This is a genomic window from Maribacter polysiphoniae, assembly GCF_003148665.1.
GTDB classification, from domain to species: Bacteria; Bacteroidota; Bacteroidia; order Flavobacteriales; family Flavobacteriaceae; genus Maribacter_A; species Maribacter_A polysiphoniae.
The window spans coordinates 18,885-36,106 of sequence record NZ_QGGQ01000013.1; the positions used below are offsets into that span (position 1 = coordinate 18,885).

The 17,222-nt window shown below is 34.9% G+C and carries 11 protein-coding genes and 1 pseudogene; 1 reads left to right on the top strand and 11 read right to left on the bottom strand.

Annotation, left to right across the window (positions count from 1 at the left end):
• Positions 1 to 3 precede the first annotated feature (3 nt).
• From LX92_RS19410 to LX92_RS19440, 7 genes are all read right to left on the bottom strand, one after another.
• Positions 4 to 1,077, bottom strand: coding sequence for a glycosyltransferase family protein (locus LX92_RS19410; RefSeq protein ID WP_109654189.1), 1,074 nt, complete (start codon positions 1,075 to 1,077; stop codon positions 4 to 6).
• A gap of 145 nt (positions 1,078 to 1,222) precedes the next feature.
• Positions 1,223 to 1,906 (bottom strand): acyltransferase, encoded by a 684-nt coding sequence (locus tag LX92_RS19415; RefSeq protein ID WP_109654191.1) that lies wholly within the window; start codon positions 1,904 to 1,906, stop codon positions 1,223 to 1,225.
• A 492-nt stretch (positions 1,907 to 2,398) separates the two neighbouring features.
• Positions 2,399 to 3,484, bottom strand: coding sequence for a glycosyltransferase (locus tag LX92_RS19420; protein WP_170117898.1), 1,086 nt, complete (start codon positions 3,482 to 3,484; stop codon positions 2,399 to 2,401).
• 104 nt (positions 3,485 to 3,588) lie between these two features.
• Positions 3,589 to 4,779, bottom strand: a complete 1,191-nt coding sequence (locus LX92_RS19425; RefSeq protein ID WP_109654195.1) for an O-antigen ligase family protein — start codon at positions 4,777 to 4,779, stop codon at positions 3,589 to 3,591.
• A gap of 25 nt (positions 4,780 to 4,804) precedes the next feature.
• Positions 4,805 to 6,070, bottom strand: coding sequence for a glycosyltransferase family 4 protein (locus tag LX92_RS19430; RefSeq protein WP_109654197.1), 1,266 nt, complete (start codon positions 6,068 to 6,070; stop codon positions 4,805 to 4,807).
• Positions 6,071 to 6,078: 8 nt separating this feature from the next.
• Complete coding sequence (locus LX92_RS19435; RefSeq protein ID WP_109654199.1) at positions 6,079 to 7,191, bottom strand: glycosyltransferase family 4 protein; 1,113 nt, start codon at positions 7,189 to 7,191, stop codon at positions 6,079 to 6,081.
• Positions 7,192 to 7,228: 37 nt separating this feature from the next.
• A complete protein-coding gene (locus tag LX92_RS19440; protein ID WP_170117899.1) occupies positions 7,229 to 8,635 on the bottom strand; it encodes a lipopolysaccharide biosynthesis protein in 1,407 nt (468 codons plus the stop codon).
• Between the two features lie 673 nt (positions 8,636 to 9,308).
• Here LX92_RS19440 and LX92_RS19445 point away from each other — a divergent pair.
• A pseudogene (locus tag LX92_RS19445) lies at positions 9,309 to 10,432 on the top strand (IS3 family transposase).
• 163 nt (positions 10,433 to 10,595) lie between these two features.
• Here LX92_RS19445 and LX92_RS19450 read toward each other — a convergent pair.
• The 4 genes from LX92_RS19450 to LX92_RS19470 form a co-directional block, all read right to left on the bottom strand.
• On the bottom strand, positions 10,596 to 12,341 hold the full coding sequence (locus LX92_RS19450) for an Ig-like domain-containing protein (protein ID WP_109654203.1): 1,746 nt from the start codon (positions 12,339 to 12,341) through the stop codon (positions 10,596 to 10,598).
• A gap of 497 nt (positions 12,342 to 12,838) precedes the next feature.
• Positions 12,839 to 14,119 carry a nucleotide sugar dehydrogenase gene (locus tag LX92_RS19460; RefSeq protein WP_109654207.1) on the bottom strand — a complete coding sequence of 427 codons (1,281 nt, stop codon included), beginning with the start codon at positions 14,117 to 14,119 and terminating at the stop codon, positions 12,839 to 12,841.
• Positions 14,120 to 14,129: 10 nt separating this feature from the next.
• Positions 14,130 to 15,458, bottom strand: coding sequence for a UDP-glucose dehydrogenase family protein (locus LX92_RS19465; RefSeq protein WP_109654209.1), 1,329 nt, complete (start codon positions 15,456 to 15,458; stop codon positions 14,130 to 14,132).
• A gap of 4 nt (positions 15,459 to 15,462) precedes the next feature.
• Positions 15,463 to 16,461 (bottom strand): SDR family oxidoreductase, encoded by a 999-nt coding sequence (locus LX92_RS19470; protein WP_109654450.1) that lies wholly within the window; start codon positions 16,459 to 16,461, stop codon positions 15,463 to 15,465.
• Positions 16,462 to 17,222: the final 761 nt, after the last annotated feature.

The window sequence follows — 17,222 nt, forward strand, 5'->3', positions numbered from 1 at the left end:
TTATTATTTTTCAGTTATGAAGTTAATTAATCTGTTTTCGAATATTTTATAGTCCTTTTTAACATTATTTAAAAAAGCGAGACAATTGTCAATAAATACCTCGTTGTTGAAAGTTTCTTTATATTCGATTAATTTATTAGGTAACTCTTCGTATTTATCAACGATGATTCCGAATTTATATTTTTCAATAATCTTTCTTTGTTCAATAGTTTGAGCGTTCACAATACATGGAATATTCAATAACGCCGATAAATAGAGCCTATTGCTTGTTACACCATTATTAAATTTATTTCTACTAATAAGAATATTAATAAAGTCGGTTTTAGCCAATAATTGTTTTTCTTCTTCCTTTTTATATGGTCCATAAAAATGTACGTTTGAAACTTTATTTTCATTGATGTACTGTTTTAACGCCTCCAAAGTGGGGCCAAAACCAATAAATGTCATATGGAATCTTTTATCGTTTTTCAACTGATTAATAACCTCTTTATCAGAGTTGTAGTCCTTTATTTGGCCAATTGTATCAATATTTAAAATTTGGTCATTGAAAAATGTTTTGTTATTACTTACATTTTTCAATCTGTTTTCAATTAATTTAATATCAATATTATGGCTTAGTAGATAATCTCTATTTTTCGGCAACCATTCTTTAAAACCATTGGATGATATACAGACAGTATTGGCATTTAAAACCAATTTCCTGAATCTATTATTAAAAAATGGTAATACTTTCGAATAATCTCTTATATCTAGAAGAAAATTGTTTTTATATTTTTTCGTTATATACCTACTAAGTAAAATTCCTAATTGGCAAGAAAAAACAATAATTTTATCGTATTCATTTTCATTTATTTTTTGAATTATAAAATTTCGATACTTAAAAAAACCAGAAGCCCTAGTATAAATTGATTTTCGATTTTCTTTTTGACTAAAAGCTAAACAACCTTCTTCTTTTATTCCAGCTCTGTCCCAGATAATTAGGTCGTATTCAAGGTTCTCTTTTTCCAGTAACTGTGTGTAATATTTTAAGTAAGGAGAGGTATAGGTGTTATTGGGAAAAAGAAGTGCAATCCTCATTCTATAAACCAATTTAATTTTATTTAAGGGATGATTAAAAGAACTAATATATGGAATATTTTATTTTATAAAGAAATATTACTTCTAATAGTAATGTTTTATGGTTATTCTACCGAATGGTAAATCAAAACCAATTTTTTAGGGGTTAATTTTCATAAATACGTTCTCGAAGCCAATCGATATCATTTTTCACCACTTTCGCAGGAATACCAGTGGCAATAGAATTTGAAACTACGCTTTTGGTTACTATTGAATTGGTGCCAATAATGCAGTTGTCCCCAATTTCGACACCTTTCAGTACTATAGAATGTGCTCCTATCCAAACATGGTTTCCTATTTTTATGTTTTGTGCCGGGTTAATTCTTTTTTTTGTAAAATTATCTATTATGCTATGGGAGTCCCCAGTCCTGAACTCTATACTACTTGAAAACATACAATCCTCTCCAATAGAAATTTTCTTGTGTGGCTCAGTTACCGCCAAATGAGCAGATTCAATAGTTGTATTGTTTCCTATTTCTATTTTGCAAGAATGATCTTCAAAATAAATTTCTCCGCCATTATACCGACAATTTTTTCCAATTTTTAGTATGTGGTTACTACCTCTCATATAAATTAACATATCTGATAAAATAGCCCCATGCTCAATAACAATAAGGTTATGGTCACCATTAATATCGTACTTTACGTTAATCAATACCCCGTTGTTCCTTAATGAATTATTTTTTCCTGTGATAGGTTTTTTATATCTACGGATAATTCTTTGTATTCTTAATGCAATATTATATAACAACATATTATTCTTTACTCTTGTTTTTATCTTTTGTTTCATCTAACGTTTTTTTAGAGCCATTTTTAAGAATAATTAATGAAAAAACAAACGAAATTCTTGTTTGAATGTATAATCAGAACCCTATTCGAAGCCTACAAAAAGATGATAACATCTTGGGGAAATTTCAAATTTCCAATAAATAGCTTTTTGTGATTCTGAAATTAATATACAAAATAATTGATTTCATGTCATCAGCTTTATTGAATGTAGTAAAGTTGAATCTAATATATTATTTTTTATTAATAGTGAGTAATAGTTTAGGTGGAGAGTATATATTATTTTAAAAAAAGGACGAAATCATCCTTTTATGAATTATTTTAATTTACCTTGTGGTAAGATTATTTGAAGTGAAGGTAATGCTTGTTTTATTTTTCTGTGTAATATTACGATTAACTGATTATAATTTCGATTATTCTTCCTTATTAACGGTTTAAATGATTAAAAACAAATTATTAATTGGTTTTCTTGACGGTAAGGTCATTTTCTAAATACTTAACTTAAAAATTTCAATATCTTATCAGTCTGGATAACGTTGTTTTTATTGTTCATTACAAAATCTTTTGCATTACTTCCATATCCTTGTAACTCTTCTTTGGGTTTTGAAAGTAAATATTTTAATTTTTCATAAAACCCTTCAAGGCTTTCTTCTTCTATAAGATATACATAATCCAGATATTCATCTGGCATCCCTGGGAGTTTAGTCGTAACCATAGGAGTCCCTGAAACCATGTACTCCATATTTTTCGAAGGGAACGAATATTTGGTGAACTCTTCACTTGTAGGTCGAGGATTTATCAATAGTGTTGCTTTTAGTTGGTCAGCAACGACCGATGCGTTGGGAACCATTCCTTTATATACTATTCTAGAATCTTTGTTTGAATAATATTCCATATCTTTTACCATTTCTCCATTACCGTAAAGGTGTAATCTGGCTTCAGGATCTTTTAGTTTCAAAAAGGCGAGAATCAAAGTTTTTATACCATATTTTTCATATAGGCCACCAGCATAAATAATGATTTTATGTTTGTCTTTTTGCTCCAAATTATTTTTTGCTTGCCCCATATTAACATCCACAAGACCTTCCATGATCATAAAGGGCCTGTTTTTAGGATTTACAATCGGGTTCATTTGTTTGGTCAAGAAAATATAGCCATTGAATCTATACAACATGTAGGATGCAATTTTAGAATAGAAAAAATTTGTTATTGATTTATTGTTGTTGGTAACCATTAAACCTGGCAAATCAGTAACGATGGTGATGTTTTTTGTAAAAGTGAGTTTACTTGCCAAGAGGGAGGCTGTGGCAATGGATACGTTTAAAACATCGCAAAGTATCACTTTCTGTTGTCCCATACGAAATAGAGACCAAAAGAAAACCTTAAAAAAGGTGTATAAAAACACCCCTATATTTTTAAAGAAAGGAATATTGATCATTGGGATATAATTGTACCTTATATTTTTAATATGCTCAGAAGACAGTAGCCAAATTTTTCTATTGTGATTGCTTGGCACAACAGGGATGGCACTAAGAGTTTCTATAGAGCATTTTTTTTTGTGTGATGAAAAACCCTCTGCCAATAGCCTGTGAAACTTTTGTGCGGCCTGTTCCGGTTTTTGGTTGGCCGTATTAAAAATATAGTCCAACAATTTCTCTGAGCATAAAGTACTTACATAAAGTATTTTTAACATTGCTTAAAATTTGTATAGTATTTGTTGATAACACCCTTGAAAAGGCAAAATAAAACAAAGGAAGAAAAGATGCCCTCCATAATCGGTTCAACCATAAAAAGTAAGAAAAACGCTATGGAGTAAATTAATATTTGAGCATTTAATGCAATGAACTTAGGTTTTAGGGTTATGGTTTTTTTAATTTGATTAAATGATCTAATTGAATAAATAATCAATAAAAAGAATGGGATGAATCCTGATACCCGTAATACATCCAGCCACAGATTATGTGAATAGCCAAATTCGTTAACATCCCATCCCAATGGTTTTTTAAATAAATATTGGATGGATTTAGACCATCTTTCTGTTCTTCCTCCTCCACTAGCAATATCACTACTTCCTTTACCTATCCTATTTGAAAAAGAAGTAAGCCAATCAGCTTCCACATCAAAAGAGACCCGGGACAGAACGTAAAATATGACGATTCCTAAAACACCAATCAAAATCATATTTTTTTTGATGGATTGTTTAGGGAATATATAAAAGAGCGAAAGTAAAGTTGTAATTAAAAAAACGCCTAATTGCGTTCTACTTCCCAAACGAATGGCGCATATTAACGAGAGTATAAAAATAATTACAGCTATTAGGTTAAATAAAACACCTTTTTTTGCTTGACTTGAAATAAGTAAGGCAGGGATACACATATTGAAAGTTAAAAAGGCGCCCATGGCGGTAGCGGAAACTGGCATATCATTCCAAAACATGGGAATATTTCTTTCCAATTGGGTAAAACCGCCTTCCGAGAAATTTAGAAGCACCGAAATCAAGGCGGATAAAGAAAAAATAAAACTAACACTAAATAATAATAAAAAAATTATCTTGGGCTTGAGCCTATTTCTAAGTAAAAATTTGCCCAATAAATAAAAAAACGGTGGTGTTGCGGCATAGATGACTATAAATTGTTTTCCCTGACCACTACTTTCGGCTACAAAGGAGTAAAATAGCGCATAAATTATTGAGAATAGAGATAATAAGAAAAAATCCATATCCATATTTTGGGACAAGAATTGTCCTTGAACAACCACAAATGCTACCAAGATAAACCCTATAGCATATCCATAATTGAACGGATTTAATAGATATAGTATCAATAGGCCTAAAACCAGAAATCCTATGGAATTAATATGTGTTAATAGCGCTTTCATATTTTAATAATATATTGTTGAAACACTATTCATTAGATAGTATATTTTGGTATATTTTGAAAATTGTTTCCAAATTAACACTTCTGTCGTGCCGTCTTTCAGCTACCCTAATGCCTCCCAAGGAAATTTTAATTGCTAAATTCTTATTAGTGAACAACCTTTTTATCGATTGCGCTAACATTTCTACTTCTTCAAACCTATAAAGTAACCCTGTCTCGCCATGTTCTACCATGTCGGGTACTCCACCAACATAAGAGGCTATACATGGAGTGCCCAAAAATTGTGCTTCACCAAGGGAATTAGGACTATTCTCAATGCTGGAGGGACAAATAAAAATATGACAATTTATATATTCTTGCACCATTTGTTCTGCATTTAAAGGACCAGTGAATACAATATAATCCATTAAATCATATTTCTTGATCAACTTTTTAATGTATTTTCCATACCCTCCCAACCTCAGTTTATCTTTAATGGATTGAGTTCTGGTAATATCGTTACCAGCAATACGTATCTTAATGGATGGAAAGATGTTCTTTAACAAATGAACAGCTGCCAAAACTTTATGTAGACCTTTCAATGGGTAATTGGTTTGACTTAAAAAAATGGTATGGTCCTTTTTAGTGTCTATGCTCCATTTGGGAGAATTGTAAAAAACATCCCGTAACGACTCGTTACAAAAATGATATTGACATTCTGGATTAATGGTCTTTACATGGTCATGGTCCCATTGGGTCCGTCCAATAACATTAGTTATTCGTTTTAAATACTCATATTCTACTTTATGCCCCCTATTTTTAAATTTATTTCTAGCATTTAGAATGGAATCTCTTCTCAAGAAATCTCTAAAGGTAATATTCAATAATATTTGATTAGTAGGAATACCTCCCGTATAATATCTTGAGATTATACTGGTCATTCCTTGTATTGAGATCACATATTTTAAAGATGGGTGGCTTTTCACCAATGCCAGGCCATGTGCCCCCTCTGTGCCGTGAATGTGAACCAAATCTGGATTGATTTGGTCAATGATTCTTTCCCATTGAGTTACCAAGGCCTTATCGTATTCAGTATTTGGTTTACTTCCCTTTAGTAAATAATAATCTATCCCATTGATTTTATTATGGTATTCCTGTAAATGAATTGTTGAAGTAGCAACAAATAGGTTAACATCGCTTTTAGAAAGGTCCTTGGCTAGGCCATACATCCATCCACCCACCACAGGAGTTTCAAGACCCAATGCTTTTGTTAAATCAGGAAAAACAGTATTGGTAATCCAGAGTATTTTCATGAAGACTTTTATTTAAATAATAAGCTTTTTAATACTTTGATTTGGTAATACGAGTTGTATTTTTTATCAATTACGTTATATGCATTCAATCTTATCTGTTCTCTTTTTTTCGAACCCAAATTGATCCAAGATTCAATCTTAGAACAAAGGTCCTTAAGATCATCCTTTTTGAAAAATTCCCCATTAATTCCACTTTCAATTGCTTCAAACTCTGGCCCATGGTTGGAAAAATCATTACTCGTAATTATAGGAGTGCCATAAGTGAATGCATGTAGAGTAGTTAGTCCAATTAGTCCTGGAGTAATACAAACGTCACTATTATACAGTAATTCCCCAATCTCATTTTCATCATAGCAGGGACCATAAAACCATACACAATCTGTAAGCTTATTTTTTTTGACGAGATTGGGAATACCATTATTATCGATATCTTCGCCGATTATAATTAGGTTACATAATATTCCATCTTCACGTAATATTTTAATGGCATCAATTAATAAATCTACCTTTTTGGATTTTTGAATTCTTCCAATATAAATTAAAACAGGATCGTTATTTTTGAAATGTATTTTGAAAATATTGCTAGCCGTCAACTTTTTTCTTACAACCAATTGATTTTCATAATCCAAAGAATTATAGATAGGAATCAACTTATCTTCCTTAAAGCCTTCTTTAATCATTATATTTTTTGAAAATTCACCATATAATAAAATCTTATGACACAAACGGTAGAAGTTTTTTTCAATAAATTTACCCGTTGGGGTTGCGTTTCCCTTCATACCATGAGTCCATGCATATACTCTCTTCCGTAGGGGAACGGCCAATAAAGCCAAAACCCAATTGGAAAGGGAGCCAGGGGTACCTGTAACGATATAATGTTTGTAAGGACCAAAAATAAGTTGCCAAGCCCCTTTTTGCCATTCAAAACCGGTATAAGGAATATAAGTATTTTTTAAGGTTTTTTTGTACCCTTTAAGCTCTGTGTAGTCCATTAATTTGATAGGAACACCAATAGAATCTCCAAAGTAAAAATCACATTGTAGTTCCTTGTCCATTAATTTAAATATAGGGGTTCTATAATGAGGTCCAATATTGAAAATACAGCAAATCTTATTTTTCATTATTCAATATTATAATTTATCAATATTATTATATGTTTCATTTTCCGAAAAACTCTTTTGCTTTTAAAATAAGACTTGAGAGTTCTTGGATTTTAAATAACCGAAGAAGTCCATAGTAAATTGGAAGAGCCAGTATTGGAGCAATAAACAATTGTATTAAACTACTTTCTATAAAAAATATACAGCAATAAACCATTACAACCATTAAAACTCCTGCGAGAATAATAAGTTTTATATCATTGAGTTGTGAAAAAGCACCATACCCCATAATTTTTCCAGGATAATAGGTATTTATAAAAAAGTGGATCGTTGTCGACATCAGCTCTGCCAGGGCTATATAGATTATTCCAAATTTTAATGCTGCTATTAAAAATATGATCCTTATTAAGATTTTGCTATATTGTTGTTTTAATGCCAAATCTGTTCTGCCTATAACGTAAAGCAAATTTACATTGATGCCGGAAATTATTGTTATTAGCCTAGCAAAGCAAAAAATTTGCAAAATCGTAACTGCAGGTAGCCATTTTTCTGTTAGTAAAACTCTAACAAGAGGATCAGCCATAATGGCTAAAAATAAGAACAGTGGAATTACAAGTATCGCGGTTGCTTTGATTATATTTCTTGTTTGGTGGATTAAAATTTCTCTTTGTTCCTGAACTTTTGATAATCCAGGCAATAAAACACTTTCCAAAACTGAACTTAATATACCATAAACTACATCTGTAAATTGGGTTCCGCGCGTATAGTACCCTAAATCTTTAGTACTTATGAGTTTTGCAATGAATAGTGCATAAAAATTATTTACCGTTACACTTAATAATGAAGATATTAAAAGTTTTGAACCATAAGAGAACAAATTTGACAATGAAGTTTTGGAAAACACCCAATTAGGTCGCCATTTTAATACTAACCACACCAAAATTGCGGTTAGAATAGATCTGATTAATATTTGAGCGACCAAAGCCCAAACACCATAGCCGTCATAGGCCATGAATACCGCAATTCCTCCTGAAATTATAGTAGTGACAAAATTCAATTTGGTCAAGGTCTTGAAATCAAGGTCAATAGTAATGAGAGTAACTGGGACTGCAAATAATGCATTGATAATTAAGAACAATGCCAAAATTCGGAGCAGAATCGAAAGCTGTTCAAGTTCATAAAAATTTTCTACATAAGGCGCCAACAGCCAAAGTGCAATATAGCATACAATACTTATGAAGATATTAAATAAAAAAACCGTTGAAATATCATCCTTTGTCCTAGATTGTTTTTGTATTAGAGCTTTGGTAAATCCACTATCAATAAAAACGTTGGAGATAGCGGTAAAGACTAGCAGAATTCCTATGATTCCATATTCTTTAGGGGAAAGAATTCGAGCTAATATAATTCCCAATATAAATTGCACTGCTTGTACAGAAATACGCTCTATGGCGCTCCATGCCATCCCATGAAACATTTTTGTACTAAGACTCATATTTCTTAAAATAAATTAGAGGGGTGAGCATTAATTTTATAAAAAATTAGAAACAAATATCCTTTGTTATATGCTAATTAACAAATTTATACTGTGAAACGTAGTTTTAAACGGTAAGATATAATTTTCTTTTATACTTGAAAATATTAGTTCAACTCAGATTTTCATATTACAATTAAAAGTTGACAAGACCTGTTAACTTTATACAATACTGCCATATTAAAATGTTTTATTATAGTTGGCAGTAAAAAACAGCTTTAATGTAATTTCAATTAATAAGAAGTATAAGTCGAAGCGCTCGTATTTATCCTATAAGGTCCAATAATTAGTGCTCAACAAATATTGTATGATTAAATTAATATGAAGAAACAAACTTTTAAAAGGTAAAAAATACTTCTTAGATCTATTTTGAGATGAACTAAATATCAGATATTCAGGAAGGAATAATTCCCTTTTGCCACCAAATTGTTTCGATGGTACATTAATTAACTTTCCTAATCATATAAAATTGTAAAATCCATTATCAACATCTATTTTAACATTCTAAACTAGATGAATATGATCTTCTCCCGTTGAACCGGGCAGTTCAGGACTAGAGGATTATGGGCGAATAAATGTTTAACATTAAATAGATTATTTGCTTATGAAACGATCAAAGTATTCGGAATCGCAGATCGTCTTTGCAATCAAACAGGTAGAAACAGGGACCCGTATCCAAGAGGTCTGCCGCAAGATGGGGATCAGCGAGGCCACCTTTTACAATTGGAAGAAGAAATACGGGGGTCTCGGGGTCTCGGAACTTCGCAGGTTGAAGAATCTGGAGGAGGAGAACTCCCAACTCAAGAAACTGGTCGTGGACCTTAGCCTTGACAAACAGATATTCCAGGACGTGCTGAAAAAAAAGTTTTAAGGCCGTCCCGAAAACGAGGGATGGTCGCCAATATTAGGATGGAATATAATATCTCCATTCAGCGTTGTTGCAAGCTGGTATTGCTGCATAAGAGCGTGTTCTATTACAAGGCCAAGGGCAGGAGCGAAGAACTGTTGCGCATGCACATGAACGAGATAGCCTCGGTAAGGGGACGTTATGGGTTTTGGCGCATCCATATCCTTTTGAGAAGGGAAGGCTTCATGGACAACCACAAGCGGATGTACAGGGTTTATTGCGATGAAGGGCTGAATCTTAGGAGTAAGCGGCCCTAACGCAACCGTTCCGCCGCACATAGACAACCGTCCGAAGGCAATGCCTCCAGTTTACATGAATGTTGTAGTATGGATTTTGTCTGCGACCAACTCTATAACGGAAGCCGTTTCAGGGCCTTGACTGTAGTGGATAACTATAGTCGCAGGTGTCTTGCCATCCATGCGGGAAAGTCGCTTAAGGGAAGTGATGTCGTACAGGTCATGGAAACGATTACCTTTGGAAATGAAGTGCTCCCAAAACGTGTCAAAGTGGATAACGGAAGTGAATTCATCAGTAAAATATTGGACAAGTGGGCATATGAGAACGAAGTGGAGCTGGATTTTTCAAGGCCTGGAAAACCTACAGGTAATCTATTTATTGAAAGCTTCAACGGTTCGTTCAGGGACGAATGCCTGAATGCAAATTGGTTCTTTTCCTTGGAAGATGCACAGGAAAAGTTCGATATTTGGAAGGAGGATTACAACGGTTTTAGACCACATAGCTCGTTGGGGGACATGTCCCCCAACGAGTATATCGAAAAGAATGAAAATAGCCCGGATTCTCTAGTTATGACCGGTACCTAAATTTGGGAGGAGGTCAAAAATGTAGATAGTTGGACATCGGCAATTTTAATGATAAATCAATCAGGATATAGAATAAAATAGATTATTTTATTCTATTATATAACTTCCTTACGTATAAATGAACCAGTATTAAAAATCTCTATGAAATGAGATTTTTTTATAATTACTCAAAAATACAATTAGTAAAACTTATATTGTTTGGCTTACCGTTCGCTAATGAAACTAACGTTGTGGTGTTTTTGAAGGTTGAGTTAATAAATCCGTTGCCTGAATTGTCATTGTATATTGCAACTATCGTACCTATGTTAGTGAATGAACCTCCAACGAAAATATTATCATTGCCCGGTGCGCTATTAACGCCCCCGATATTAGTGTTTCCATTGAACTGTACCAATGTAGCGGCATTTTCAACTATTAAATTCTCGAATCTGTTGTTGTAACCTAATTTCACCACATCACTATCTGGTGAAGGGGTAAACCCATCGTTATCATCAGTAAAGGTTACTGCTACGTTCACATCGGTCATGTAAATATTACGAAAGGTATTGCCGTTAGCCCCATTCCTTAAATCAATATTTGTATGCCAATAAGAACCACTTGTACCCTGCCCAATCATCCTTATATCTTCATATAGATTCCCGGTGACATCCTCAAAATTCAAATCTAAATTTGTATAAACGGTTTCACAACGCCTAAAAATGTTATTCTTGGAGTTCCACTTGCTGGTTAACCCGTGCCCCCCGTGTGCCAATCCAGGTGCACGTTCAACCCTTGAATCCTCCACGATATTATTACTCGTATTAGTAAGAATAACATAATAATCACATGGATTTGTGACATTATCTGCTCTAACTTCTAAATATTGAATCAAATTATTTGTGCCACCATATACCTTAAATGCTTCTGCTGTAGCATTTGCTATATAGCTATTTTTAATAGTGTTGTAGCTTCCACTCACCCTTATGCCAAAACCATCATAACCCGAAGCACCTTGATTTCCTAGGTCAATTGCTATTATGTTATTTAATGTGGAATTACTACCACTTAAAATAAGACCTAAAGAATAATCTTTAATTTGTATGTTTTCAAGTACAACATTATTACTTACTGTTATCCCTGTTCCAGTTCCATCCCCGTTTAACAAAGGCATTATTGCTGCATTAACAACGTCTCCATAGGAAAAAGTGGAACCGTTAATAGCAATTAAATCTTCAGGTGTAGAAGTATAACCAATAAACTGAATAGGATTGTCAGCGGTTCCCGAGTTCGATATCGATAGGCTTAAAGCGCCGTAATTACCAGCCTTAATATAGACAACATCACCTGCTTTGGCAGCGCTAAATGCGTGTTGTATGTTCCAGGCAGTTGCTTCAGATGCACCATTATTGTTACTTTTGCCCGAAGTTGTGACGTAATAGACATTGTCTCCTGTAATAGGCGCACGGTTTGCTGATGTACCAACTGTAACAATAACATTTCCAGTATCTGTACTTACCGATTCATCCTCATTGACAACTTCTGTAGTATAGGTAAACGTATCAACGACCTCTGAAACTGAAGCGTCAGTTGTCTCAGTTACTTGTTCAACAACTTCTAGGTTAGGGGTATAGGTCAATGTATTATCGGTGTTGATTTCCACGGTACCGTTCGAAGGGGTAGACGTTTCCGTTATCAAGACTTCTTCTTGATTTTCGAAGGCATCATTGGCTAAAACATCCAAAGTAATACTGCCTGGTGAGCTAACCTCAAACGTATCATCAATAATCAATTGGCCTATGTCCAACGTATTTTGGGTTTCCGATAGTACATAATCCGTCATTAAATCGGAATCCTTGGAGCATGAGGAATGTAAAATAAATACAAAGATAAGTACTAGCACCTTTAGTGGGGATGGGGTGTTAAATTTCATGGGGAATATAAGATTAAGTATTATGATAATTTATATTTGGGTTAGTAAAACTATTTAAAAATTTAATTACATCGATGAAAATCATCTTATTTTCGATGAACTGCATATTTTGTGATATTAGTACTTGTACGCTTACATTCTCCTTCTTGGATGTTCGAAGATCCTTTATTCGATGAACTGCACATTCTTTTAACATTCGGTAGCAAAAATCGGGGTTTCACCAAGTGCGGATTGTAAAACAGATATATATGTCCATTCAGCCATTAACAAATTTGTACTGGCTGAAAGATGGCACATTTTAATGTGTTCTTCCACTTTTAAGAGTAAAGGGATTGATTAATTTCTAATTCTGACAAAAAAGAAAAAAGATAAATATATGAATTGGAAGTATTGAATAATGCAGCTTGTAAGTAATGAAAAATCACAATAATTGGTATAGAAAAACCCTGACGCTAAGGTCAGGGTTGTACATTAAATGTTTGTTGGTGTGAGGTGACTTAAAGCCTAGCATCCACACGCTCTTTTAAAATGCCTTTGACATCATAAAGCACTCCGTTCTCAGAGAGCATGGCCCTAAGACCCATTTTAAGGAACTCCTTATGGGCCACCGTTAAAACAACCGCATCATATTTTTCACTGGGCATTTCTCTCGTTGTTTCAATGTCATATTCATGTTTCACCTCATTCGGCGAAGCCCAAGGGTCATATACCGTCACATCTGCACCATAACTCCTTAAATTGTTTATGACGTCAACCGCTTTGGTATTGCGAACATCCGGACAGTTTTCTTTGAAGGTTACGCCCAACACCAAAATTTTAGACCCCTTAATCTTGATATCTTTTTGTACCATTAATTTGATGACCTCGGAACTGACGTATTTCCCCATCCCATCATTCATTCTCCGCCCTGTCAATATAATCTCAGGGTGATACCCATATTGTTGTGCTCTTTGGGCTAAATAATAGGGGTCAACCCCAATACAGTGCCCGCCGACCAATCCTGGTTTAAAAGGGAGAAAATTCCATTTGGTGCCTGCAGCCTCCAATACGTCATGGGTGTCTATGCCCATAAGGTTAAAGATCTTGGCCAGTTCATTGACAAAGGCGATATTGATGTCGCGTTGGGAATTTTCTATAACCTTGGCGGCTTCTGCTACCTTTATAGTAGGGGCAAGGTGGGTTCCTGCGGTTATAACAGATGCGTATAAGGCATCGACCTTCTTACCAATATCAGGAGTGGATCCCGAGGTGACCTTCAATATTTTTTCCACGGTATGTTCCTTATCCCCCGGATTGATCCGTTCCGGGGAATACCCTACAAAAAAGTCCTTGTTGAATGTTAAGCCACTAATATTTTCCAAAACCGGTACGCATTCTTCCTCGGTAACTCCCGGGTATACGGTAGATTCATAAATTACTATGTCTCCCTTCTCAAGTACTTTGCCAACGGTTTCACTTGATTTGTATAAAGGCGTCAAGATTGGTCTATTGGTACTATCAACCGGAGTAGGGACCGTAACAATATAGTAATTACAATCCTTAATTTCCTCTAAATCATTTGTACAGTACAAACCTGTTTCCATATTTGGGGTTTTCTGTAATACGGCTTGCAGAATATCATCTTCGACTTCAAGGGTATTGTCCTTACCTGACTGTAATTCCTTGATTCTTTCCGTATTAATGTCAAATCCAATGACAGGATACTTTGTTGCAAATAAACGCGCAAGTGGTAATCCTACGTAACCTAGACCGATTATCGCAATTTTAGGTGTATTCATATACTATTTATTATTTTTTGCCAATTTGGAAATATTCAAATCCAATATCCAGCATCATTTGACCATTATATTGATTACGACCATCAAAAATGATGGGTGTTTTAAGCTGTTGTTTTAATTCCTCAAAATCCGGAGAACGGAATTCCTTCCATTCGGTCAATAAAATCATTGCATCAGCCCCCTGAAGGGTTTCGTATTTAGAATTGCAATAGGAGACATTTGGAACATTCTTTAAGTAAAAATGTTGGGCTTCATCCATGGCCTTTGGATCGTACGCATGTATATGTGCCCCTCGACTAGCCAAGTCTTTTATGATATAGATGGCAGGGGCTTCCCGCATATCGTCAGTTTGGGGTTTAAAGGCCAGTCCCCATACGGCAAATGTTTTTCCCGTTAGATCTTCACCAAATCGATCCACTACCTTTTTGGCGATGACCATCTTTTGCCTATCATTAACGTCTTCAACGGCACTGATCAATTCAGCTGTATACCCATGTTCTTGGGCAGTTTTTTTAAGAGCTTTTACATCCTTGGGGAAGCAAGAACCTCCGTAACCACTTCCGGGATAGATAAAGCTATAACCAATTCTACTATCGGAGCCTATACCGATACGCACTTTGTTGACATCGGCACCAACCAATTCACAGATATTGGCAACTTCATTCATGAATGAGATTTTTGTGGCCAGCATGGCATTGGCGACGTATTTGGTCATTTCAGCCGAACGTACATCCATGGTGATCAGCCGATCCATACTGCTTCTAAAGAAAGGACTGTATAAGGTGCGCATCTTTTTGGTGGCTGTTTCATCATCGGAGCCAACGACCACGCGATCAGGTTTCATAAAATCATTGATGGCATCCCCTTCCTTTAAAAATTCAGGATTGGAGACCACATGAAATTCAATGTTCAGTTTTCTTTTTTCAAGTTCATTTTGGATGGTAGCCCTTACCTTATCCGCTGTGCCCACTGGTACAGTTGATTTATCGACCACAATCAGGGACTGTTGCATATGTTGGCCAATCTCTTTGGCAACTTGCAATACATATTGTAAATCCGCAGAACCATCATCCCCCATAGGGGTACCTACAGCAATAAAGGCTATATCACATTTCTTAAGATGTTCCGCTAGATGGGTGCTGAAATTAAGGGTTTCGCCTTTGATGTTCCGCTTTACCATGGCTTCTAGTCCGGGCTCATAAATAGGAATGACCCCTTGTTTAAGACCATCTATTTTTTTCTCGTCTACATCAATACAAGTTACTTTATTACCCATTTCCGCAAAACAGGTTCCACTTACCAAACCAACATAACCAGTTCCGATTACCGTTAAATTCATCTTTTTATTTTAAGTTACTCCAGTACCAAGATACTGCTTCTTTTAATCCTTTTTTTATATCGAATTGTGGGTTGTATCCCATCAATAATTTTGCTTTTTCAATGGAGGCGAGACTATGGGGAACATCCCCTTGTCGGCCAGGACCGAATAGAACAGGTATATCTTCTATTTTCGCATCAAAAATACTTAAGAATTTCTTAAGGAGGGAAATTAATTCATTCAGATCGGTTCGTTCCCCATAGGCTACATTGTATACCGTGTTTACAGCTTCTTTATGAGTGGTGGTCATCGATCGAATGTTCATTTCAATAACATTGTCAATGTACGTAAAATCCCTGGAATAGGTGCCGTCCCCATTAATCGTAGGTGATTCGTGTCGCATTAATTGCATCACAAATTTAGGAATGACAGCTGCATAGGCACCGTTGGGGTCTTGTTTGCGACCAAAAACATTGAAATATCGTAGGCCAATGGTTTCCAAACCATAGGTCTTACTGAATATATCGGCATAAAGTTCATTCACATATTTGGTAATGGCATAGGGCGATAATGGTTTACCTATAATTCCCTCTACTTTGGGCATATTTTTAGAATCCCCGTAAGTCGATGAACTTGCTGCATAAGTAAAGCGCTTTACTTTGGCGTCCCTAGCAGCAACCAACATGTTTAAAAAACCCGAGACATTAACAGCATTGGAAGTAATGGGGTCATTAATCGATCTAGGAACAGAACCCAAGGCGGCTTGATGTAACACATAATCGATACCATCGCATGCCTTATGGCAATCTTCCAAATTTCGTATATCGCCTTCTATCAATTTGAAATTGGGATCAGCATGTAAATGAGCTATATTCTCCCGTTTTCCCGTGGCAAAATTATCCAAGCAAGTAACCCTGTTTCCATTGGCGATGAGTACTTCACATAGATTGGAACCTATAAAACCAGCTCCTCCAGTAACTAAAATATTGAAGTGGGGATTTAACTTTAGATTTGAAATATCCATAAGCATTTAAAAACTTTAGGGGCAAAGGTGTAAAAAAGAAATTTAAAAAGCAGATTATTTTATTTTAAGTCTTATTTAAATCCGATAAAATGATTGTTGCAAGGGAATATTAAGCGTTATTGAATAAGCTATTTATAAATATGACATTTGAAGTTGTTTTCACTTGTTTTAAATGGGTAACGCTTTAAATTGAAGAATAGTGCAATAGCTACTTTTTTATCTAGTAAATCAATAGGTCGGGATAATGTGATTTCTCAGTCATTCCTCTTTCGAAATGACTACTATGATATTTCTTAATATCAATGATTTAAAATAATGTCCGGTCGAGCGCAGTCGAGACCTATTAGTCAGGTGGGGCATCAAATTAACCTCTCGATTGCGCTCGAGGGGACATTGTGGGCTATGTAAGACCGTTTTCTTATGTCAAACACGGGGCATTTATGGTTGTGTTCAGTCGTCGCACATTTTTAGCAATTGGATGTACTAGTTCTCGGTACCCCAGAGTATTCGTGGCTATCGAAAATCACTGGAACTGACGACTTTTGTCATTCTGAAACCTTCGACGAGATTATCTTGAGCGAAGTCGAATGACTCAGGACAGGCTATATGGGGAATCACATCTTGATTATACAAGGAGGGTTATTGGTTTTTCGCTCACCGTAATGTGATTTCTCAGTCGTTCCTCTTTCGAAATGACTACTATGATATTTCTTAATATCAATGATTTAAAACAATGTCCGGTCGAGCGCAGTCGAGACCTA